We start from the raw sequence: 24767 nt of genomic DNA, 5'->3' as shown, positions 1-24767 counted from the left end.
CAATTTTCACTCGTTCTCTCAAAACTTAAAATTATATGGCTATAAAGGTAAGTAGATATACAATTTTTCATAGACAAAATGGGAAATTATATTTATATCATCAACTTAGCAAAGCATTATTGGAAATTGACGAAGAGATGTATAATGCATTAACAACATCAAATTTAGATATTATTCCTTCTGAAACGAAGCAATATCTTGAAAATGCTTTCGTATTAATAGATGAATCGATAGAGGAAAGTGATGCGATTAAAGCTGCAAATTTACATTGTAGATATAATTCTGATTCTATACGTATTACGATATTACCTACATTAAATTGTAATTTCCAGTGTTGGTATTGTTATGAAAATCACAAGCCCTCTAAAATTAGCAAAGATGGGATAAGTTCAATATTGAAATTTATAAAACAGGAAACCATCTCAAAATCAAAAAAGGCAATTATCCTTGATTGGTTTGGTGGAGAGCCGATGTTGTGTTTTAACAATATTATTTATCCATTTTCAAAACATCTTATATCTTGGTGCAAAAAAAATAATATAACGTTGTATAGTATGACGACAACTAACGGAAGCCTTATTAATGAAGACAACGTAGTGAAAATTAATGAAATAGGATTGTCGCAATTTCAAATAACGTTAGATGGTGGTAAAGAATTACACAACAAGACAAGATTTTCTAATAATATAAAAAATTCTTACGATAAAATTGTTTCAAATATACATCTACTTTGTGATAAAGTAGAAAACATAAACATTGAACTTAGAATCAATTATACGCCCGAAAACATACATACGTTAACATCTATTCTTGATAACTTTGATTATCATATTAGGCATAAAATCAAAGTATCACCACACATCGTTTGGCAAGAATCAGATAAGGTAATGGATTTAAGTAAAAATATCCAAGAGTTTTGTCAAGAAGCACTAAAAAAGGGATATGTTATTCCGAATAATATACTCAGGAATCGCTGTTTATCATGTTATACTGAAAACGCAGACCAATATGTAATAAACTATGATCTATCTGTATATAAATGCACTGCAAGGGATTTTGACAAACAATATTCAATAGGAAAAATTCTCCCAAATGGAAAATTCCTCCCAAATGGATTATATTATAAATATATCACCGAGCCAGCCCCTTTTATTAATGAAGTATGCCTAAAATGTAATATTCTACCCAGTTGTATGTTTGCGACATCGTGCTTACAGAAAAAAATTGAACGGTCGAATCATTCCTGTTGCAAGGAACTTATTAACAAAAATATCAACACTTTTATAAGTCAGAAAATAATATCACTATGCGATTGAAAATAATTTTGCTCTTCGTGTTATCCCTACTGGGACAGATAAGCGTTTACGGACAGGGCAGCGAAAAGAGAATTTTTGGCTACGTTGTGAATAGAAACGGGACACCCTTGGAGTATATTAACGTGACGGTAAGAAATCTTACGGATTCTACATTTATCACAGGAAAGCTCACAGACGAGAACGGACAGTTTGCGTTCGACAGCATTCCAGCCCCTGCTTATCTGGTATTCAGCTGTGTGGGCTACACGACTCGACAAGAGAGGGCCACTGAAGGCGAAATGAAGATTACGCTGGAAGAGAATCAGACGGAGCTCTCTGAGGTGGTCGTGCTCGGAGCCTATTCCACGAGGAAACCATCAGGAGTGCTCAGCGTCAGGATGCAGGGCAACCCGATAGCCGAAGGAAAGAACATCATGGAGGCACTGAGATACGTTCAAGGCATACAAGTGATCAACAATGATATTCTGGTGAACGGAAAAGACGGCACTCAGATATACCTCGGCGACAGGCTCATCTCCACGTCTGAATTGCAGGCTATTCCCGCATCGATGGTAAAGAAAGTGGAGATTACCTCAAATGCAAGAATCTCACATGGGAAGAATGCCAAAGGAGGCATCGTCAAGGTCACTCTCAAAGAGCAGGAAGGACTCATAGGAAACGTCGAAGCCGTCATACAGGCCGACAAGGTGGGACTGGTAGATTTAAGACTCTCTTCGGCAATACAGTACCAAAAAGGAAAGTTCACCCTCTACAACAACATCAAGGGGGGAATGGGAACATACAGGACACGATATGACAGGACCGACACCTATCCAAACCACACAGAACACAGGCACTCTGACTCAAAAAAGAAAGAGGCGGCCTTGATGGAGAACATCGGTCTGGCCTATAAATTGAGCTCCAGACAATCACTGAACCTCTACGGAGGGTTCTACTGCGTAAACGATAAAATAGATTTGGTGAATATTACAAACGGCCAAGTGGGATTCAGGAACAACGATGAAATGAAATTCTATGAGATCAATGCCGGCCTTTACTACAAGCTGGGATTGCTGGTGGGCGACGGCTCATACTTCTCGACAAAGGTGGAATACTCCAGACAGAAAACCAATACCGATGAAACCTATTTCAGGAATCAGGAAGACAACACCAATCTTGGTCAGAAGCTGGACTACATAACGGTAGATCCGCATTTGGAAATTAACTTCAAGGACGGAAGCAGTCTGAGCGGCGGGTTCCGATTCAGCAGAGTGGCAGACAACAACCAGACTGCCGGAATTAACAACCCACTGCTCAAAGGAATAAAAAAACAGGATTTCAGATTATCGGGAGGAGACAGTTCGCCGTGGATAGAATACGGACGGATGTTAGGCAAGAAAATTTATGTGCAAGCAGGAGCAGAATATCTCGTAACGAATATGCGGTATAAGGACCGGCTCAATCCTGAAGCCAACTATGAAGTAGATTTTAAGGTTGTAGATACTAACGTGCAGTTTCAATTTGTACTCAATTCCAAAAACAAGTCATTCCTGACACTGGCATACAAGAAAGACTATTCGCTGCCCAGTTATGGATATTACAGCCCACTGGCTATCTATCAGAACGAAAAACTCTACAGCATAGGAAACCAAAAACTAAAAGTAGAAAGTTATCACACTGCGGAGTTGAACTATTACGTGAACCCACGCTGGACGGTAACCTATCGACTGAAAACAGGAAAGGACATCATCCACATCATGGCACATCAGGACGAACAAAATCCCGAAGTGGTATATACACAGCCCGATAACGTGGGAAAACTGCTGCGGAACTATCTTTCCGTATCCTATACAAATAGGCTTCTAAAGTGTTGGAATACCAACAACCTCATATACACAAGCCACAACTATGAATCCATGCCGGAGTTGAAAGTCAGAAAACTTACCTTCGGATGGAGTCTGGACCAGCAAGTGGAACTGAGGGAGAACCTCGGCCTGATGCTTTCCTTCAACGGTGAGACACCACGGGAACGACTGAGCTACAGGACAGGAACCAGATATGGAGTTGATTTGGGTGCCTATACGATACTCTTCAATAATCGGATGAACATAAATCTTATGCTAAGCAACATCTTGCACAGCGACAACGAAATAACCTTCAAGACAGGCAACATAGAAATGAAACGCATTGATGTATCGCCCTTGACAAGAGTGAAACTGTCTGTCTCGTGGAACTTCTCCGCTGGCGAGAAGATAAAGCGACAAAAAAACAATATAGTGAACTCAACCTCCAGAGAAACACCAACTTTATGATGTCATTGGGCAAGAAAAGAATTATTTTCAGTCATCAGAGAGATGCAATGGACTGTGGTCCTACATGTTTGGCGATGATAGCCACATACTACAAACAGCATCCCGATATTGAACGGATACGAAGAAACTGCCCATCTGGTAAAAACGGAATTTCCTTACTTGGAGTTGATAGAGCTGCCAAAAAGATAGGATTTGACACTGTGGCTGGGTGCTTGGGAGTAAAAAGACTTGTACAAGGCAGTCCGTTCCCTTGCATCCTCCATTGGAATCAAAACCATTTCGTGGTACTCTACAAAGTCAAGAAAAGCAAGACGTTTTACATTGCAGACCCCGGAAAAGGACTTGTGAAATACGAACTTGAGGAGTTTAAGAAACACTGGATCAGCACGCAGTCGGGCGGTGAGGAAAAAGGTATTGCGATGTTCTTAGAGCCAATGCCTGCATTTTACGAAAATAAGATAGAAGACAGCACCAAAGAGGAACGGTCGTTTAAATTCCTCTTTGGTTATATCAAGCAATACCGCAAGTATTTCGGTCAGATTGTCTTGGGACTATTGGTGGGAAGCCTTTTGCAACTCATCCTGCCATTCCTCACACAGGCCATCGTCGATGTGGGCATCAAGAATCAGAATATCAGTTTTATCTGGCTGATACTTCTCGGACAACTGATGCTCACGGTGAGCCGCACCGCCATTGACTTCATCCGTCGATGGCTCTTGCTGCATATCTCCATGCGCATCAATATTTCGCTTGTGAGCGACTTCTTCATCAAGCTGCTCAAGCTGCCGATGTCGTTCTTCGACACCAAGCTGATGGGCGACCTCATGCAGCGCATGGGCGACCACAGCCGTGTGAACTCGTTTCTGACACAGCAAACTTTAAACATCGTGTTCTCGCTCTTCACCTTCGTGGTGTTCAGCATCGTGCTGCTTTCATACAACTGGCTCATATTCGTCATCTTCATGCTCGGCAGTCTGCTTTATGGCGGTTGGCTTGCGCTCTTCCTAAGGCGCAGAAAGGTTCTCGACTACGAACTTTTCGAGCAGCAAGCCATCAACAACAACAAGACCTACGAGTTTATCACCTCCATGCAGGAGATAAAACTCCAAGACTGCGAACAGCGCCGTCGCTGGGAATGGGAGGATGTGCAAGCCGACCTCTTCGGAGTGCAGATGAAATCGTTGAAGCTTCAGCAGACACAGGAGGCAGGCAGCATATTCATCAACGAACTGAAGAACATCGTCATCACCGTGGTGGCAGCAACCGCAGTGATCCACGGGCAACTCACACTGGGTATGATGCTCGCAGTGCAGTACATCATCGGACAACTCAACTCGCCAGTTGAGCAGTTGATGAGTTTCTTCTACTCCGTGCAAGATGTAAAGATAAGCCTTGAACGTATCAACGAAATCCACCGTATGGACGATGAGAACGGAAAGCAAGGATTGGAAACCTCAGTGAAAGAAGAAAACAAAGGCATAGAACTTGAAAGTGTAAACTTCAAGTACGACCCTCACGCACTGAAAACTATCATAGATGATGTAAGCCTCGCAATCCCTAAAGGCAAAGTAACAGCCATTGTCGGAGCGTCGGGTAGCGGAAAGACCACGCTCATCAAGCTCATGTTAGGCTATTATCCCGTATTGGGAGGTCGAATAACTATTGGCGGAACTGATGTAAACTCACTCAACAAGAAGTGGTGGCGCAGACAATGTGGTGTGGTGATGCAAGATGGAGTAATCTTTTCGGAGTCGATAGCACGTAACATTGCCGTAGATGACGGCGAGATAGATAAGGAGCGTTTGCAGAAGTCTGCCGAGATAGCCTGCATTCACGATTATGTGATGGGGCTGCCCCTAAAATACAACACCAAGATTGGGCGCGATGGTGTGGGCTTAAGTCAGGGACAAAAACAGCGCATCTTGATAGCGAGAGCCGTATACAAGAACCCTAATTATATTTTCCTTGATGAAGCTACCAACTCGCTCGATGCCAACAACGAACGTATGATTGTGGAACATCTGGACGAGTTCTATAAAGGTAAGACGGTAGTTATCGTGGCACACCGACTAAGTACGGTGAAGAATGCCGACCAGATTGTGGTATTAGATAAAGGTAAAGTAGTGGAAACAGGCAACCACGAAACACTCACAGCAAAGAGAGGCGCATATTATAACCTCGTGAAGAATCAATTGGAATTGGGCAACTAACAGCAGGAAGGAATATTATGGTAGACAATAAGATAGAACTCCGCAGCGAGAAGGTAAGGCATATTATTGGCGAGATACCATCAAGGATAGTCCGTTATGGTATCACGATTATCACCATTGTGATATTGGGACTGCTGACAGGTGCATACTTTATCCCTTATCCTGAGACCATCAGTGCAAGGATTGAGATGGCAGACGAACATCAAGGAACAATAGACATTCCCTATAAATATGTGAATTGGGTAACAAAAGGAATGACGGCAAACATAGAATTTGAGGGCTACGATGTCGAAACATACGGAACAGCCAATGGTACGATAACCGCCACATCGCATACACCCCGACAAACAGCAAAAGGTAGTGTGTTCACGGCACAGGTAAAGATAACGGATTGCAGGTATAAAACTATCAAGGGAATGACAGGCACAACATCCATACTCGTAAACAATGAAAGCGTGCTTCAAAGAATTGTCAAGCAAATAACAAACAGCATATAATCTCCTTTTTATCCGTAATAAAGCGATGAAAGAGAAAGGCAAATGTAGTTACTGCGTAGTACCATTATTTTCGAGTACTTTACTACAAGTTAATCCTTTTTTCTTTCACCGCTTTAACTCTTATTGTAGTAATGTAGTAAGATATAATCAGTGAAAGAAAAAGGAAATATATTCATCAGTTCTTGGTATTGCCCAACAGGAAGATTGGCGTTACAATGGCAGCCTCTGTCTGCAATTTTCTACTGATGTACTTTCTGAACAAATACGCTTCGGTGCTGCTTAACAGAAAGGACAGGGCAATGATAATTGAAAGAGGATAGAGCGGTGCATAACCTTTAAGTTGTCCGTTGATGAAAACAGGTTCTTCACCTGCACACCTTTCATCGGGATGCAGGTTGGAAGATTTCATAATCGTCTGAAGCCTATAATTGAGTTTTCTCCACGTCACACCGAAGAACCTCACAAGTTCACTCTCTGTCATGGCTATCTCTCCGTTTCCTTTGCGAATGACTTGCATTTTGCTGCCCCAATCAAAATAACTACGCTGATTGGAAGTGTTTGTTCTTATTTTTGGATTGTTGTTTGTTTTCATGCCGTTTCTTCCATTTTACAGATTACAATATCCGAAGGTTCACAAGCCTCTCTCTCCATAGTTTCCTTTTCCTTTACTGATTGCTTGGCAATGAGCCTGTCCATATCCTCTGATATCTTTTTGTCCGTCACCTGCGCATAAACTTGAGTGCTTGATATGGAGGCGTGTCCCATCATCTTGGCTATACTCTCAATAGGTATTCCTGCGCTAAGGCACATCGTGCCAAACGTATGCCTTGCCATGTGGAAGGAAAGTCTTTGGCGGATACCGCAAGCCTTTCCCACGATGCTCAGTTTGGTATCCATGACACTGCGGCTGCAATCACGGTGAAAAACAAGGTGGTCGCCTTTTTCTTTCACCGTCTGCTGTACCTCGCTTCTTTCCGGCTCTTTCCGGCAATGACTGATGATGGCTTCCGCTATGGGATGTAACGGCACGATGAACTCAACCTTGGTTTTCTGACGTTCCTTTCTTATATACATCTGTCCATCCGCTGTCGTTTGGATATGCTTGTATTCCAAATTTTCCATGTCTGAGATAGCCAAGCCTGTAAAGCAGGAAAAGATGAACATCTGTCTTGCTAACTCTGTTTCCTTGTCATTCATTCTCATTGACATAAGTTTCATTACATCGCTCTTTTGCATAAAACGTATCTTCTTTTCCTCCTTCTCATACTTGGCATTCTCAAACGGATTATAGCGTATAATCCTCTTGCTGACAGCACGGAACATTAGTCGGCTCAGCCAGCAGAGGTTGCTGTTGACGGTAGATGCTTTCAGTCCACGCTTTTTGAGAAAGAAGCGGTATTCCTCGAACAAGTCCTCTGTAATTATTCCGATGGGTATGTCCTGCACTCCTTTGTTTTCGACAAATTCACGGAGATTTCTGTCAGAATAGAACAGGTTCAGATAAGTGCCCTCTGCCCTTGACCTGCCAACGCTTTCTTTGACTGCTTGCAGTTCCGCCCTGCTCATGGCAAGGAGTGTGGTCGGATTGGTGGCAATACCCTGTAAGCGGTTTTTTACAAGTTCCACACTTACTACTCCATCCTTTACAAGAATGTCCCGATAGGTCTTTTCCACTAAATCCCTGAACTCATTAATTCTTTGATTGGTCTTCTTGTTGGTTGTCAAACCCTGCTTGGTGTTCCACTCGGAGAATTTACACTCTTCTCCTGTGGTAATGGCGGTATTCTTTCCGTCAATGGTGATACGGCAGAGAATGGTAGTATTGCCGTCTGCCTTTGTCTTCTGTCTGTTGATATAGAACAGAATCTTGAATGTACTTCTCATTGTCTTGGTATTTTGAAATTTTAAATGAATAGATAATAAATCAAATGATTTGATAAGGATTAGATAGCCAGTTGCATTTCTTCGGTGAAAGAAAGGAAACGGTCAAATTCCTCAAAGAGTTTCTTGGGTGTAACCTTTGCATAACGCTCGGTCATGCTTACGTTGCTATGTCCGAGCATCTTGCTCACCGTTTCAATAGGTACTCCTTGCTCAAGCGTGATAAGTGTGGCAAAGGTGTGTCTTGCCGTATGCGTGGTAAAGGGAAAGGCTATATCCTCTCTAAGGCGCAATGCTTTAAGATACGACTGATAGGTGGCATACTTCATCTGTGGCAGCAGTCTTTCCCTTTCTTCGCCTCGATACTTCTCTATTATCCTAATCGCTTCAGGCAACAACTTAATACGGCAAAGTACACCTGTCTTCTTCCTATTGAACTTCATCCAAAGATTTTCCTCATCATCACGGACAAGATGTGTCTTACTTAATCCCATTAAATCACAATAGGCTACACCTGTATGACAGGCAAAAACAAACAAATCCCTTGCTGTTTCCATTTCTTCCTCCAACTCTCCGAAGTGGGTATTCATTAGTTTGTCAAGTGAACGTCTGTCAAGTGCCTTTGGGAGTTTCTTATCGCCCTTGCTGATTTTGACTTTGTCGAAAAGCAGGATGTCTGCCAATCCCTCACGGTAAGCCAGCCTGCAAACTGTTTTCAAATGGGTGGCGACATTGTAGAATGAGCTTTCCTGAAATCCACACTCTCCCAAGAAGTACTGCTGAAACTCATGGATGAAGTTCTCTGTCAGTTGTGAGAAGGCTAAGTCAGAAACCTTATACTTCGCTTGGATGAACTCCTGCAAGTGGATTCTCGTGGAGTGATAGCTTGCCATTGACTCTTTTCTGAGGTCTACACCGATATGACTTTCTTTCTCTTTGATGAGCATATCAAGCCTTTCGATGAGCATGCACCGTGTCTGCACACTGCCTTGAAACAGTTCCTTCACATCGGTTACGTCAAATGGGCAACCTCTTGCAAGCAAAGACTGATAGGCTGACTGAATGGACAGCAGCAAGTTCTCCAACCTGCCATTCACCTCCACCGCCTCACGACTTTTTCCGTCCATTCTGCTCTCACGGGGATTCCACAAGTCAGGATTGCAGGAGAGCTTGCAACTGAACTGTGCGATGGAACGCCCAATGGTTATCCGTCCCATAATCGGTGCTTTACCCGACTTGTCCAGACCACTCTTTTTGAGGTAGAGCAACACCTTCATTTTTTCTGTTTTCATACGCTTTGATGTTTTGTGGCAAAATTACCAATTTCAAAGCGTTCCTCACTTATGCAGAAAACTGCCAACCGCAGCAACAGCCACACGAGCGAAAATAACTCAGTTACCGAAAATTACTCCATCGTTACCTATGGCAAAATCGGGTAACGGTTTAGTAACTGAACTTCTGCCTAAATCTGCGTATACCTGCCCTTTTTGAAAAAGGAAGTTCTATGCAAATTATTCCGTTTCCTTCTCATTATCAGTCAGTTTACACCAACTTCGATATTTCTTCATTTTCGTTGATTAGTTGCACTCCAAAAGCTTACCTTTTACCATCCAAAAGCTTAGGTTTTGCAATGCAATAGCTAAGCTTTTGCAAAACGAATGCTATTTTGAGTTAAAATGAAGTTATGGATGGGGTTGCACGTCGTTGTTATTTCTTGACGAAAATGAGCTTCTTAGGCAATTTCACCCATTTGCGATTGACAACGATTCTAATCGTGCTACCTTTCTCTTGCGTAAAGGTGTATGAACCGTCATCGTTAAGCGTGATGCGTGCGGTTAAATCCTCGCTTCCATAGTCGTTGATAATGGTGAGCAATGCCTCCTTTCCTTGTACTTCGCTATCGGTAATCAGCCATTTCCTCGTATCGCGTTTCGCTCCGAGATATCCGGGCAGATTGCCGAAAACCTCCTGATTGGGCACGATAACGGTTTGATGGTAAAGGTCAAGATCCAACCAAACTTGATATTCTTCATTTTCAAAATGCCCCTTAAACACAGAATTATTTTTATTTGCACTCGACAACGTATCACACACGATTACGTTTTGATTTTCATCACTTTTTGAATTCGCGTACTGCTCTACATTGTTTTGCGCCGTTGCCATGGTCATGAAGACGATGGTGGCAATCAAACATATAAGTCGTTCCATGCTCTATCCTTTCGTTTATATGTTGCAAAGATAAGAATTTTTCCGTTATCCGTACTTTGTAAAATTGAAATAAACAGCGTTCTTCGTTTAGTTTCACTTTTTTTTGCTATCTTTGCAGCGCAAGATTAGTATTATATTAAAAGGTAAAGGATGTTTCCGGATTTCATTTTTGAGACCAGTTGGGAGGTTTGTAACAAAGTAGGAGGAATTTACACGGTGCTCTCAACGAGGGCGAAGACCATGCAAGACAAGATGCGTGATAAGGTTATCTTTATCGGACCTGATTGTTGGCAGGATAAAGCAAATCCTTTTTTTATTGAAGATGTGTCCTTGTTTCAAGAATGGAAAGAGGTGGCACGCCAATCCGGATTGCACGTAAGAATAGGAAGATGGTCTGTCCCGGGCAGTCCTATCGCGTTCTTGGTAGATTCTTCACCTTTTTCCTCAAGAAAAAACAGCTTATACGGCAAGTTGTGGGAAGATTATGGGGTGGATAGTCTTCACGCCTACGGCGATTACGATGAATCCGCTCTCTTCTCATACGCCGTCGCCCTGACGGTTGAAAGTTTCTATCAATTTTACTTAACCGATACGCCCAACGTACTGTTCCATGCCAATGAATGGCAGACCGGATTCGCTGTCCTTTTCTTACAGAAGCTTTTGCCACAGATAGCCTCCATCTTCACCACACATGCCACCTGCATAGGGCGCAGCATTGCCGGAAACAACAAACCGCTTTACGAATATCTCTCCGACTACAATGGCGACCAAATGGCTTTCGAGCTAAATATGCAAAGTAAACATTCCATAGAAAAGCAGACCGCCCACCATGCGGACTGTTTCACCACCGTGAGCGACATCACCGCAAAAGAGTGCCGGGAGTTGCTCGACAAGCCGGTTGATGTGGTGCTGCCCAATGGCTTTGAGGACAACTTCATTCCCCGAGCGATACAATTCAACAACAAGCGCAAAGCAGCCCGCCAACGTTTGGTGCGCATTGCCAACGCCCTTACCGGCACGGCAATTGACAACGATGCACTGATAATTTCGACAAGCGGTCGATACGAGTTCAGGAACAAAGGGATTGATGTTTTTATAGAAGCTGTCAGCCGACTGAACAACGACACGCGCTTACGGAGAAATGTGCTTGCGTTCATAAAAGTCCCGGGATGGGTGGCAGGTCCTCGCAAAGATCTTCAAGAACGATTGACAAGCGACCGGGAATGGAATACTCCCCTTGAGCAGCCGCACATCACACATTGGCTGTACGACATGGACAATGATAAGGTATTGAACATGATGCGCCATCTGAACATCCGGAATGAGAAAGATGACAAGGTGAAACTCATCTTTATCCCCAGCTATTTGATTGGCGAAGATGGTATTCTCAATCTTTCTTATTATGACATGGTGCTGGGCAACGATTTATGTGTATTCCCCTCTTATTACGAGCCTTGGGGTTACACACCCTTGGAGTCAGTGGCTTTCAAGGTGCCTTGCATTACCACCGATCTTTCCGGCTTTGGGCTTTGGGCTGACAAGACAAAGGGCGGAAACATTGGAATAGAAGATGGCGTACAGGTAATTCATCGAACGGATTATAACTATTCCGATGTAGCCGATGCTATCAAGGACACCATTCTGCGGTTCTCCACATTCGATAAAGTCGCTGTGAACAAATGCCGCCGCAATGCTTGTCTTCTCTCTTCCAAAGCACTTTGGAAAGAATTTTTCTGCCATTACGAACGAGCTTACGCTACCGCATTCGAGAACATGCGGCAGAGAGTCGCTCTTTCTGAACATTGATAAGGATATTTTCAAGATAACACAAAACAAAAACATAATCATAAAATCAATAGGGAAAATTATGAAAATTAAATCTGACTATTCAAATGAGCCAAATTGGATTGAGTTGAATGTGAAGTCAAGTCTTCCCAAGGAACTTAGCTGTCTCGACGAACTTGCTCACAACATGTGGTGGGGCTGGAACTACGAGGCAAGGAACATGTTTAAGAGTTTGGACGAGACTCTCTACGAAGAAGTAGGACATAATCCGGTGTTGTTGCTCGAACGTTTGAGTTACGATCGCAAACAGGCCATCGTTAAGGACAAGACGCTGATGAAGAAGGTGAACGATGTTTACAAGATGTTTACTGACTATATGAGTGTCAAGCCAAATACGCAACGCCCATCGGTGGCTTATTTCTCCATGGAATATGGTCTCAATCAAGTGCTCAAGATATATTCCGGCGGTCTGGGAATGCTCGCCGGCGATTATTTGAAGGAGGCTTCCGACTCAAATGTTGACCTTTGCGCGGTAGGATTCTTGTACCGTTTCGGATATTTCCGTCAGAGTCTGTCGATGGATGGTCAGCAGTTGGCTAAATACGATGCACAGAATTTCAACTCACTGCCCATCGAACGCGTCCTCGACAAGGATGGCAATCAGGTGGTGGTTGATGTTCCGTATAGCAATTATCACGTGCATGCGTTAGTATGGGTGGCAAACGTGGGGCGCATCAAGCTCTATTTGCTCGACACTGACCACGACATGAACTCCGAGTTCGACAAGTCAATCACTCATGCCCTTTACGGCGGCGACTGGGAGAACCGCATCAAGCAGGAGATTCTTCTCGGTATCGGCGGCATGCTCACACTGAAGAAGCTCGGAATCAAGAAAGATGTCTATCACTGTAACGAGGGGCATGCGGCGCTCTGTAACCTTCAGCGTTTATGCGATTACATAGAAGAGGGACTTACCTTCAATCAGGCAATGGAGTTGGTTCGTGCTTCTTCGATCTACACCGTTCATACACCAGTTCCAGCAGGACACGACTATTTCGATGAGGAGCTTTTCGGCAAATACATGGGCGCATATCCTGCGAAGTTGGGCATCTCTTGGGATGAGTTTATCGGAATGGGGCGCACCAATCCCGAAGATCACAGTGAGCGTTTCTGCATGAGTACGTTCGCGTGCAACACATCGCAGGAAATCAACGGTGTGTCGAAACTTCATGGTTGGGTGAGCCAGAAGATGTTCGCTCCGCTGTGGAAGGGTTATTTCCCCGAGGAAAACAGTGTGGGTTATGTCACCAACGGTGTTCACTTGCCTACATGGACGGCGACCGAATGGCGCAAGGTGTATGATAAATATTTCGACAAGAGTTTCATGTGCGACCAGAGTAATGAGGAAATCTGGCATGCCATCTATAATGTTTCGGACGAGGAAATTTGGAACACGCGTATGGCCTTGAAGAACAAGCTCATCAAATATATCCGCGATAAGTTCACCCAACAATGGCTCCGCAACCAAGGCGACCCTGCGAAGGTTGTCTCAATACTTGAGAAAATCAACCCCAATGCGCTGATGATAGGCTTCTGCCGCCGTTTTGCGACTTACAAGCGGGCGCATCTTCTCTTCACCGACCTCGACCGGCTCGATAGGATTGTCAACAACCCCGACCGTCCTGTGCTCTTCTTCTTCTCAGGAAAGGCTCACCCGGCAGACGGTGCTGGTCAGGGATTGATCAAGCGCATATTTGAGATTTCACGCATGCCGCAGTTCCTTGGCAAGATTATCTTCCTCGAAGATTACGACATGCAGCTGGCGCGTCGTCTTGTTTCGGGTGTAGATATCTGGATGAACACGCCGACTCGCCCGCTCGAAGCCAGTGGCACATCAGGCGAGAAGGCTGAGCTTAACGGTGTTGTCAATCTCTCTGTCCTCGACGGATGGTGGGTGGAAGGTTATCGCGAGGGCGCTGGTTGGGCGCTTCCGCAAGAACGTACATACCAAAACCAAGCTTATCAAGACCAATTGGACGCTGCCACCATCTACAGCTTGTTGGAAAACGAAATCATCCCACTCTACTTTAACAAGACTGAAGGAAAAGATTATTCTGCCGATTGGGTAAAGGTGGTGAAGAATTCCATCGCAACCATTGCACCACATTACACCATGAAGCGTCAATTGGACGATTATTACGCTAAGTTCTACGAGAAACTTGCCGAGCGTTCGCAACGTTTACACGCCGACAACAATAAGCTCGCAAAGGATATAGCCGGATGGAAAGAAACCGTCGCGGAACGTTGGGACGGCATCAGTGTCGTAGATGGCGACATTGGCATACTGCACAACGGTGTTACCGGAGAAGTAAAAACCCTTACCTGCACCATCGATGAAAAGGGATTGCAAGATGCCGTAGGCTTGGAACTCGTTGTCTTGGACAACAATCCCGCCAACGATACCAATATTCATAAGGTTCTACCGTTTACGCTCGTAAAGAACGAGGGCAACCTCTACACCTTCCGTCTCGAATTCACACCGGACGAAGCCGGTGCCTACAAGTGTGCCGTGCGCATGTATCCGAAGTCAGACCTCTTGCCTCATCGTCAGGACTTCGCTTACGTGAAGTGGCTCGGCTGATAAACCGAGAGAGTGTGAAAAAGCAAACATCCTGATGTTTTTATGTCTTTTTTTCACGACGAACAACCCCGTCACACGTCTCTATAGAGCTGTGTTCAACGTCTCTATAGAGACGTGTGTTACGCCTCTATAGAGACATGCTTAACGCCTCTATAGAGACGTACTTGACACCTCTATAGAGACGTTTTACACTTACTGAAAAGGCTTTCCCGATTGATGCTTTTTCAATCATCCTCTTTCATGTTTTTCTCATCAATTCATCAGGATTTCCCGATGTTGCATGACTATGGAAAATCCTTTGTCGCTTCCCAATGACTTCCTGAATGATGTTGTTATTTCCACGCAAAGTCGTGTCAAATCATGAGACCGGACGTATTCTGTTCCAATGTCGGATAACACATGCCTCCTTATGCCTCCAATTCGTATTCAGGTGATGCCAAACAGACGCTTGACAGCGAACATTCGACCCGCCCGGCATCACGAAATTACATTACAAAAACCACGCTCGCGACACGATTCGTAATCTGTTGATAATCAAGACGATATTAATTGTGATTTAAAAGCTTAGCTTTTGCACTTCAATTCATGACCTTTTACATTGCAAAAGCTAAGCTTTTGGAAAGCAAAAGCTAAGCTTTGGATAAACGAATGAAGAAAATTCAGGACATTATTGCACTTTTCCCATATCGCCGGGTTATCTTCTACATTGACCGTAATGATTTCGAAGAAGGAAAATGTATTCGAAAGAGTCAGTTTAGCCCTGCCAGTCGCAGAGAGTATGCCATCCATTCATTGCGTAATGTTGAAACATTGCTCTCATATATGTTCCCTGCTTTGCGCCGGTCTTGATTTCCATTGCTCGGCTTAGTTTAAAAAAAAGAATGTCGGCGTCTTTCACAGGAGGCCGACATTAACGACTAATAATATAACTCAAATAACATAACTATTAAAAACCTTCAACTTTATCTTTCTGTGCTAATATGATTTTTGTGTTGGTGATGCAAAGATAGAGCTAAAAACATTACCCATCAAATTTTATAACTCACAAAAAACTCACTTTTTCACAAAAATCTCCTTATTTACATGTGTTTCCCAAACTTCTCTTGCTCATTTTCCTGATTTAGCCTGTCCTCTTACGCTCATTTTTACACAAACCATCGTTTTCTCAATGCACTGTTATAATTTTCTTTTTCTTTATACGTTTTCTTCCAACTATTCAAGGGCTTGTTTCAATTATAAAGCTTTAAAAGCTAAAAACACCGATGAAACCGTTGCTTTTTGCTAAATCTACAGAGATGAGAAACAACAAAATATCGTCTTGAATGGGAACAATTCCCACAAAACATCTTATTGAACAAAGTCGTTTTACGCTCGTTAGGTGCATTTTTCATAAGAAATCTCTGTTCTTTTTGAGATTTTCCAATGATTTTAATGAAACACCTTGCGCAAAATCTCAGCTTTTGCAAATCATTCGCTTATATATCATTTTCACTCCAAATTCATCAGATTGACAAACTCAATGTCATTATTCCGTTTACAAAACAAAGGTAACAATTTTTTCTTTGACGCAAAGATTATTAGCGCAAATTATTTTGCAGACATCATAATGCCCTTTAGCCGCTTTATCATTTTCCGGCCGGCAAATATCATCAAGAAATCTGTCGGTAATAAAAAAAACTATCATATAGAACGTATTATCGGAATTTCTTTGTACTTTTGTATGGTCAACAGCTATTTCTCTTACCATTATCTCACACATAATAGAGGAAATAGTGCGACTTGGAGAAAAATCGCTACCGGTTTGCTGAAACCTGAAAACATATATATCAGCACGAAATGGCAAGAGCTTGCCAACAAGAACCCTAATACAACAGCCCCAAAACACATCGATGAGGCTGAGAAACTCATTAATACTTGACAAATGAAATTTAAGATATTCCTATTTGCTTGTTTGTGGCTTGTACTTCCCATGAGAGGACAAGTACCGATGGTGAGAAACTTTAATAGTATCAACTATCTCGGTGGCAGACAGAACTGGGCAATCGATCAAGCACCGGACGACAGGATGCTGTTTGCCAATGATGATGGTTTGCTACTCTTCGATGGAGACAAATGGGACATCTTCCCTCTTTCCAACTTCACCAGCGTACGATCGGTGCTGTACGATAAGAAAAAATGCGTAGCATACGTGGGTGGTACCGATGAATTCGGTTTTTTTTATCGAAACAACACCAATTTCTCGCCTATTTATCATTCCATTTCCTCACGACTTCCCTTGCATCATCGCTCCTTCGGAGAAATATGGAATATTCACAAGTTAAGAAGCGGAGTGGTGTTCGAGTCGAAGCACTGCTTATACTTCTTTCGCAATGATGGTGTCATGAAGATTCAGTCCGTCCCCTTCAGAATTGAGACCACAGCCGTCTTCAATGACCGGCTCATCGTGTCTTGTCGCGAGCAGAATTACGTCTTCGATGGTAAGCAGCTCACCATCCTGCCATCAGCGAAAACCTTAAGAGGCAAGTCGGTAAGAGCCATTCTGCCACTTTTTCATCAAATCCTGTTCGTAACTGCCAACAATGGATTGTATCTTTATGACTGGAAGTCGTTGTCGCCATTTGTTTTAGATATCACTCCGCACCTGCAAACCGCACAAGTGTTTTGCGCCACTGCCACTCCGACACACTTAGCCTTCGGAACGGTGAAGGATGGTCTTATCGTAAAGAACATCATAACCGGGAAGAACTGGTATGCCAACGCACTGACCGGACTTCAAAACAACACGATTTTATCGATAAAATTCGATCGTAATCTCAATATCTGGTTGGGACTCGACAATGGTATCTCGTATGTCATGATGGAAACCCCGTTCTCCGATTTATTGGGGTACAATAACAACGTTGGCACCGGGTACGCTTCCATCGTGGATGGCAACCGGCTCTATCTCGGCACCAATCTGGGATTATTCTATATGTCATCGGCTTTGAGCGACATTACTGCCGAGAGCAAGCCCATTCCCATTCCTCAACTTACGGGGCAGATATGGTGTTTGAAAAAAATCGGAAATCGACTGTTTTGTGGAGCCGATGCCGGCACTTTCACGGTCAGTGGAGACAAAGTCGTGAAGGTGAAAGGCACGCAAGGCACATGGAATCTCATGGCATTGAAAAGACATCCGGGCTACATTCTCGCGAACGATTATCAGGGCTTTTTCATTTTAAGGCAAACGGACGCGGGAGTGGAACTGGTTAATCGGGTAACAGGATTTTCCGAAACGGGGGCAGGGTTTGAAGAAGATGCCGATGGAAGCTTTTGGTTCAGCCATTGGCGCAAAGGCATTTATCATTTTTGGTTGTCCGATGACTTACGACGCATTGAGAAAATACAGCATTTTTATCGGGGAAATGGGCTTCCGACAGACGATAACAACCTCGTTGCGAAGTTCGGTGGCAGAATATACATTACATCCGTTGATGGTTTCAGATATTACAACGCCCATAGTGGAAAGCTTGAGAAAGCAGAGAAGATGAACCATGTCTTCAACACCTATGGACAGGCACTAAGAATAACGGAACTACCGGATGGAAAACTCTGGGCTTACAAAGACAACTATCTTGCCGTAGCACGACCCACTCGCAGGGGATATGCCGTCAAACGATTGGCTTTTGGAAATTTGGTGCGAAGGTTGCAAGTGAATTTCGGGCACATCAGCGCACTCACGTCAGCACACACACTACTTAATTATGACAATGGGTTTTATGTAATGAACGATGATTACAAGGGCAATGAGGGTGAAAAACATTTCTTCCTGCGCGCCGTATGGGGAACGGAAGGAAAAGACACCTTGCTCTATGCTCATTACCCCGGACTTCGAGAAAAGGAAATTGCTCTGCCCCATTCGCTTAATTCCATAAGAATGGAGTTTGTCATGCCGGAATACAGAGATGACAGGGCGGTAAGTTATGTTTGTAAACTTGAGGGCTACGATGAGAAATGGTCTGCGCCACAAACTTCCACCTCGAAAGAATACACCCAATTGAAGAAAGGGCATTACACTTTCCGCGTCAAGGCCACCAATCAAGTTACGGGACAGGTGAGCGAGCTAAGCATGAATTTGAGAGTGTTGCCGGCTTGGTATGAGACCCCGGCGGCATATTTCATCTATCTATTATTGGCAGTATTCTGTCTGTACTATTTGTATCGTTATATGCAAAGGCGTTCCGAGCAGAAATTGGCAAGATTGAAAGAGGAAAAAGAACGGCAACTGAAAGAACAGCGAGCACAATTTCTAATCCAAGAGGAGAAAAAGGAGAAAGAACTCGTGGAACTTCGCAACGAACAGCTGACAGTGGAGCTAAAACATAAATCGGGAGAATTGGCGGATTCAACGATGAATCTCGTGCGAAAAAACGACATGCTGAAAGCCATTGACGAACAGATGGCAGCACTCTCGGAAAGCGTGAGAGGGGAAGATACAAAATCGAGTCTGACCAAGAAAATCAATGATATTCGTCGCGGGATAAAAGGAAACATGGCTGATGATGACAACTGGGAGAAATTTCAAGAGAACTTTAATCTCGTCTATGACAATTTCATGCAAAAGCTCACCTCCCGATATCCTACTTTAAAGAAGAACGACCTGAAGCTCTGTGCTTACCTCAAGATGGGGCTTTCTTCGAAAGAGATGGCCTCGCTCCTCAACACTTCGGTGCGCAGCATTGAGACCGCCAGATACCGACTTCGCAAGAAGTTGGAGTTGGAGAGTGGCGACAACCTGACTGTCTTTATCCAAGACCTGGAAAAGGAGCCTTAGCGGGGAAGTCTCCTCATGACAACCCCCTGCTCTAATCGTGAACGAAAGAATGACACATTTTCACAAACCAATCTTAAACCCAAATCGGGCATTAGAGCCTATTTTAGTCCTTTTTTCTAATGAACACCATTGTAATTATTCAATTATATAGGTTTGTTTTTCAGCAATTTACTAACTCAAAATCATACGCAATAGATTCATATTAACACCTGCGCCTGTCCGAAACAAGACAGAAGATAAGCATGTTCTTTGTTTAACCGGGGCGTTGAAAACGCGAAAACCTCCCTCGATATATGGGAAAACTTCAATAATGTCCTGAATTTTCTTCATTCGTTTATCCAAAGCTTAGCTTTTGCTTTCCAAAAGGTAAGCTTTTGCAATGCAAAAGGTCATGAATTGGAGTGCAAAAGCTAAGCTTTTAAATCGCAATTAATATCATTCTGATTATCAATGGGTTGTGAAACGTGTCTCAGACATGGTTTTTGTAATATAATTTCATATTGATGGGCGGGTCGAATGTTTACTATCAAACGTCTGTTTACCATCCTCACCGCCATATAACGCCGAGAAATCCTAATGCAGGATTTGAGTTAAATGAAGGCATTTGCAAAAAAAATGTTTATTATTTCTTAAATTTCTTGCAATCGCTCGAGAATTGTTTTATATTTGCAGTCCGAAAAATTGTCGCGAAGAATGACAAAGGTTTACAAACATGGCGAAATGCGTGCTCTTGTGGCATGGTTGCTCTTGGTGGTCTTCACACTGCCAATGGTCGTCAGGGCGTTTCATGTTTGTCAGGCAGAATCGGACGCGGAGGAAAAGGTAAGCGTTGTTCTTACCAGTCATCATGCCGCCGGTCATCATGCCGAAACTTGTCCTATTTGCAACTTTACGTTTTTTAGTTTCTTTCATCCGGAAACCATAAAAGTAGGAGCGTTTATTCCCACTTATATCATTGCGGTGATTCTTTTCACCGTGGCAGGTTGTTACTTCGCCGGAAAAGAAACCAATGGTCTTCGCGCTCCTCCCGTTTTTGTCCGGGGATAATTCCTTGTTATTTTTATAGAATTGATTTAGACACATCTTTCCTTTGTGTCGGGATTGTCGGCTTGTTGCATCATGTTTCATCAGTGCATCTTTTACCAACGACAAGGCATCACCGATTATAGTTTCGTATCGATTTCGACAATCAAACGGAAAGAGATGAAAAGAAGACGACCTCCGTTCTTTCATTAGTGTGTCGTGAGGAGTGTCGAGACAAAAACAAAAATCAAAGATATGAATAAGACTGTATTGACGGTGATTCTATCCTTGACCCTGTCTTGTGAGGTTTTCTGTCATCCCGCCACCAAGTCCCATTCCGTTGCCTCATGGAATGCTCCGAAAGAACATAATTCGGACACGGCGATTGTAATGAGCAATGTTACGGTGGTGGGCAATCGACGGAAAGAATTGCAGATGCGGTCATCGATAAACAACATACATATAGATCGTGGGTATTTGCAAACCAACTTTTCGGGAAGTTTGATGCAAAGTCTGAACAGAGTTCCCGGAGTAAAAGCCATGAGCATAGGATCGGGACAATCGAAGCCGGCAATTCGCGGACTGGGATTTAACCGTATGGTGGTGGTGGAAGATGGCATCAAGCACGAAGGCCAACAATGGGGCGATGACCACGGGCTGGAGATTGACCAATTTTCCGTGGATAGAGTGGAAATCATTAAGGGACCTGCGGCTCTGCTGTACGGATCTGATGCCATCGGTGGCGTGATAAGTCTTTTTAGCAATTATGTGCCCATGCGAAGCCTTCAGGGAAGCGTTTCGATCTTTTCTCGCTCCAATAACGAGTCGTTGGGACTGTCCGGCAGGATGGAAGGGAAAGCCGGAAAATTCTTTTGGCGTGGTAATTTCACGCTCATTGATTATGCCGATTACAAGGTTCCTACTGATTCCATTCAGTATTACTCATACTATATCCGATTAAAAAACAAGCGTTTGCGCAATACGGCAGGCAAGGAAAGAGATGGAAGTCTGACGTTGGGATTTAAGAATTATCGGTTCAGAACCGACTTGAAGTTAGCCGACACTTACTCGAAGAGTGGCTTTTTTGCCAATGCGCACGGAATAGAGGTAAGGATGTCGGACATTGACTACGACAAGTCGCGACGCGACATCGACCTTCCCTATCAGAGTGTCAATCACTTCATGGCACAGAGCCACACTTCCTATCAATGGGACAATGGGCAATTGGAGTTAAATCTCGCTTTTCAAAACAACATTCGGAAGGAGTGCTCCGAGCCGGTTTCACACGGATATATGCCGAAACCGCAAGGAACGACGGAACGAAAATTCAATAAGAGCACTTTATCCGCTCATCCGGGATTGAAGATAAAACTGACCGACAAGCATGAATTGCAGACCGGTATTGATGGGGAATTTCAACATAACCGAAGGACCGGATGGGGATTTATCATTCCAGACTTCGAGACCTTCTCCGTAGGGGGATATGTCTTCGACCGGTTTACGGTGTCAAAAGATTTGATTTTCAACGCCGGGCTACGTTACGATTATGCCCGGACGCATATACACGATTACAATGATTGGTATAAAACTCCGATTAGTGCTACAGATTCGGTATTTAAGTCAAGAGCGCAAGACATCAGTCGGAACTTCAACGATCTGACATGGTCGGTGGGAGTAAACTATTCCGTTCGCGATTGGACCTTCAAGGCAAACTTCGGAAAGAGTTTTCGCATCCCCATCGCCAAGGAATTGGGAGCAAATGGCGTAAACTACAACATCTTCAGGTACGAGCAAGGAAATTCAAAGCTCAACCCTGAAGAGTCTTATCAGCTCGATGCAGGGATAAATTGGAGCAACGGCGCATTAGAGGTACAACTTGACCCTTACATTAATTATTTCCCGAACTATATTTACATGAATCCCACACCCAATTATTATGAAGGCTTGCAACTTTATTATTATACGCAAAGTCGCGTATTGCGTTGTGGCTTCGAGGCGATGGTGAACTGGAAAATACGAAGAGATTGGGAAGCATCGATAAAGGGTGAGTATCTTTATGCCGAACAGTTATCGGGCGAGAAGAAGGGCTATTCTTTACCGTTCTCCACGCCATGGTCTGCCGAGGCAGAACTAAAGTATCTGTTCTGCTTGAACTCGCCGGAAAACGATGGATATGTATCCTTGAGCGGACATCTCACAGGGGCACAGCACGACATCGTACCACCGGAGGAACCCACACCCGGACATTTCACACTCAACATGACAGCCGGAAAGAAATTTAAGTTTAAGGATTTCAGCTTGAGAATAGGATTGAACGCGGAGAATTTGCTCAACAGGAAGTATTATGACCACACCAGCTTTTATCGTTTGATTGATGTTCCGGAGCCGGGACGCAATCTTGCCGTGATGGTGGGGATAGATTTTTAGAATTAAGCATTTATAAAACATTTTTTTAATCGAGACGAAAGTCTCACAAACAATTACTACAATGAACTATAAATTTTTATTTGGAGCCATTGCGCTCTTAGGTGTATTCATTTTCGCTATGACATCTTGCAGTGACGATGAAAACAACGACACGGCAAAACTGGAATTAACCCATGAGGAAATCGGACACGATGGTGAGGCTACCATCGGTAAAGACATCCATTTGGAATGTCAAATCCTTGCCGAAGCCAAGATTAAGCAAATTGAAGTAGAGATAAAGAATAAAACCGGAAAAACCATGCTAAGCCGGGTGTTCAATACCGGTAAATATGTAGGGGTGTTGGAAACAACATTCCATGAACACATAGACGTTCCCGGTACACTGCCGGAAGGCAAATATGATGTTATTATCAAGGTAACGGACATGAACGGTCAGATGAAATCTGTTCAGGGAGAGGTGAATTTCATAGTAAAAACCGCAGATGTAAAGACAGCTCTTCTCGATCCGACCACCCATCAGCCTGTCACTATGGCAAAAGCAGGCGATAAAGTGCTTGTCAGAGCCGAAGTGAAGAGCATGGTAGAGGGAAAGAATGTTAATGAAATCGAGTTGGAGTTCCATGGCGTGAAAGGAGAATACGAGGTGGAACTGTCGCCGAAAACGTTGGCAAAATATCTAAACAAATCAGCTTTCACTTTTGAAGAGGTGATTACCATTCCAAAGGAATGTAAGGCAGGCGTCTATCATTTCCATTTCACGGTGAAGGCAGCCGGGCATGAGAATACGGGAGAAGTGGAAGATTTTAAGATTAAATAGCAAAAATAACGGCGGATTCATCCGCCGTTTTAATAAAGAAAGGAAAGCAAAATGAAGAAAATCAATTTGTTCTTATTATCAATGACGATAATAGCTTTATTCTTGTCATGTAGTGGAAATGACATAGATGACAGCGTTAAAGATTTGGAGAAGCCCACCATTACCGACGAGGGAATAGTGGCAATGCCTGAAAACTGCCAGACCTATAAGCCGGGAGAAAAGATTCCGGTGAGATACATATTGAAGGACAATATTGAATTGGGCAGCTATAACATAGAAATTCACAATAACTTCGATCATCATAGCCACAGTACATCGGCAGGCGATTGTCCGTTAGATCCCAAAAAGACAGCGAACGATAAGGTATGGATCTTTAACCAAGACTTCACCATTCCCTCCGGATGCAGAACGTTCACCATCCATCAGGACATTGATATTCCCACCGACCGCCAACCGGGCGATTATCATTTCGTGATACGCTTTACCGATAAGGCCGGACATCAGGACTTGAAAGCCATCAGTATCAAACTCATTGCTCCGGCGCAGTGATGGTTTGCCATTCTGAACCAATAATGTCCTAAATATTCTTCATTCGTTTATCCAAAGCTTACCTTTCGCGTTCCAAAAGGTAAGCTTTTGCAATGCAAAAGGTCATGAATCGGAGCGCAAAAGCTAAGCTTTTAAATCGCAATTATTATCGTTCTGATTATCAATGGATTACGAAACGCATCCCGGATGTGGTTTTTGTAATATAATTTCATGGTGATGTCCGGGTCGAATATTCACTGTCAAGAGCCTGTTTACCATTACCTGAATACGATTTGGAGTCATGAGGAGGTATGTCTTTTCCTGAATTCA

17 protein-coding genes are annotated in these 24767 nt (G+C 43.5%); 13 read left to right on the top strand and 4 right to left on the bottom strand.

What is annotated here, in order from left to right:
• Positions 1 to 35 precede the first annotated feature (35 nt).
• The 4 genes from ETF27_RS04830 to ETF27_RS04815 are packed head-to-tail and all read left to right on the top strand — an operon-like array spanning position 36 to position 6314.
• Positions 36 to 1316, top strand: coding sequence for a radical SAM protein (locus ETF27_RS04830; RefSeq protein WP_021670371.1), 1281 nt, complete (start codon positions 36 to 38; stop codon positions 1314 to 1316).
• Positions 1307 to 3607 carry an outer membrane beta-barrel protein gene (locus tag ETF27_RS04825; RefSeq protein WP_021670370.1) on the top strand — a complete coding sequence of 767 codons (2301 nt, stop codon included), beginning with the start codon at positions 1307 to 1309 and terminating at the stop codon, positions 3605 to 3607. Before ETF27_RS04830 ends, ETF27_RS04825 begins: the two co-directional genes overlap by 10 nt.
• Complete coding sequence (locus tag ETF27_RS04820) at positions 3604 to 5817, top strand: peptidase domain-containing ABC transporter (RefSeq protein ID WP_240048128.1); 2214 nt, start codon at positions 3604 to 3606, stop codon at positions 5815 to 5817. The genes ETF27_RS04825 and ETF27_RS04820 overlap by 4 nt, the downstream gene beginning before the upstream one ends.
• A gap of 17 nt (positions 5818 to 5834) precedes the next feature.
• On the top strand, positions 5835 to 6314 hold the full coding sequence (locus tag ETF27_RS04815; protein WP_021670368.1) for an HlyD family efflux transporter periplasmic adaptor subunit: 480 nt from the start codon (positions 5835 to 5837) through the stop codon (positions 6312 to 6314).
• Between the two features lie 175 nt (positions 6315 to 6489).
• On the opposite strand, the gene ETF27_RS04810 is transcribed toward ETF27_RS04815, so the two are convergent.
• The 3 genes from ETF27_RS04810 to ETF27_RS04800 are packed head-to-tail and all read right to left on the bottom strand — an operon-like array spanning position 6490 to position 9487.
• A complete protein-coding gene (locus ETF27_RS04810; RefSeq protein ID WP_130830284.1) occupies positions 6490 to 6906 on the bottom strand; it encodes a hypothetical protein in 417 nt (138 codons plus the stop codon).
• A complete protein-coding gene (locus ETF27_RS04805) occupies positions 6903 to 8198 on the bottom strand; it encodes a site-specific integrase (RefSeq protein ID WP_147785556.1) in 1296 nt (431 codons plus the stop codon). Before ETF27_RS04805 ends, ETF27_RS04810 begins: the two co-directional genes overlap by 4 nt.
• A 59-nt stretch (positions 8199 to 8257) precedes the next feature.
• Entirely contained in the window at positions 8258 to 9487 is a 1230-nt protein-coding gene (locus ETF27_RS04800) for a site-specific integrase (RefSeq protein ID WP_130830283.1), read from the bottom strand.
• A 15-nt stretch (positions 9488 to 9502) separates the two neighbouring features.
• On the opposite strand from ETF27_RS04800, the gene ETF27_RS11645 reads away from it, so the two are divergent.
• Positions 9503 to 9634: a hypothetical protein gene (locus ETF27_RS11645; RefSeq protein ID WP_255418195.1), complete on the top strand. Its 132-nt coding sequence runs from the start codon at positions 9503 to 9505 to the stop codon at positions 9632 to 9634.
• A gap of 268 nt (positions 9635 to 9902) precedes the next feature.
• Here the strand turns inward: ETF27_RS11645 and ETF27_RS04795 are convergent, their stop codons facing one another.
• Entirely contained in the window at positions 9903 to 10403 is a 501-nt protein-coding gene (locus ETF27_RS04795; protein ID WP_130830686.1) for a hypothetical protein, read from the bottom strand.
• Between the two features lie 150 nt (positions 10404 to 10553).
• Between ETF27_RS04795 and ETF27_RS04790 the strand changes: the two genes are divergently transcribed.
• The 8 genes from ETF27_RS04790 (at position 10554) to ETF27_RS04755 (ending at position 24458) form a co-directional block, all read left to right on the top strand.
• A complete protein-coding gene (locus ETF27_RS04790; protein WP_147785555.1) occupies positions 10554 to 12209 on the top strand; it encodes a glycosyltransferase in 1656 nt (551 codons plus the stop codon).
• A 61-nt stretch (positions 12210 to 12270) separates the two neighbouring features.
• A complete protein-coding gene (gene glgP, locus ETF27_RS04785; protein ID WP_147785554.1) occupies positions 12271 to 14829 on the top strand; it encodes an alpha-glucan family phosphorylase in 2559 nt (852 codons plus the stop codon).
• 1519 nt (positions 14830 to 16348) lie between these two features.
• Positions 16349 to 16747, top strand: a complete 399-nt coding sequence (locus tag ETF27_RS04780; protein ID WP_147785553.1) for a hypothetical protein — start codon at positions 16349 to 16351, stop codon at positions 16745 to 16747.
• A gap of 3 nt (positions 16748 to 16750) precedes the next feature.
• Positions 16751 to 19642: a triple tyrosine motif-containing protein gene (locus ETF27_RS04775; protein ID WP_130830280.1), complete on the top strand. Its 2892-nt coding sequence runs from the start codon at positions 16751 to 16753 to the stop codon at positions 19640 to 19642.
• 693 nt (positions 19643 to 20335) lie between these two features.
• A complete protein-coding gene (locus ETF27_RS04770; protein WP_130830279.1) occupies positions 20336 to 20689 on the top strand; it encodes a hypothetical protein in 354 nt (117 codons plus the stop codon).
• A gap of 231 nt (positions 20690 to 20920) precedes the next feature.
• Positions 20921 to 23092: a TonB-dependent receptor gene (locus ETF27_RS04765; RefSeq protein ID WP_130830278.1), complete on the top strand. Its 2172-nt coding sequence runs from the start codon at positions 20921 to 20923 to the stop codon at positions 23090 to 23092.
• A 61-nt stretch (positions 23093 to 23153) separates the two neighbouring features.
• On the top strand, positions 23154 to 23909 hold the full coding sequence (locus ETF27_RS04760; RefSeq protein ID WP_130830277.1) for a DUF4625 domain-containing protein: 756 nt from the start codon (positions 23154 to 23156) through the stop codon (positions 23907 to 23909).
• A gap of 51 nt (positions 23910 to 23960) precedes the next feature.
• Positions 23961 to 24458 carry a DUF4625 domain-containing protein gene (locus ETF27_RS04755; RefSeq protein WP_130830276.1) on the top strand — a complete coding sequence of 166 codons (498 nt, stop codon included), beginning with the start codon at positions 23961 to 23963 and terminating at the stop codon, positions 24456 to 24458.
• Positions 24459 to 24767 lie beyond the last annotated feature (309 nt).

It is taken from the genome of Prevotella brunnea, assembly GCF_008016795.1.
Lineage (GTDB): Bacteria > Bacteroidota > Bacteroidia > Bacteroidales > Bacteroidaceae > Prevotella > Prevotella brunnea.
Note: the sequence above shows the minus strand (reverse complement) of the source record. Positions and strands in the feature narration are given on the sequence as shown.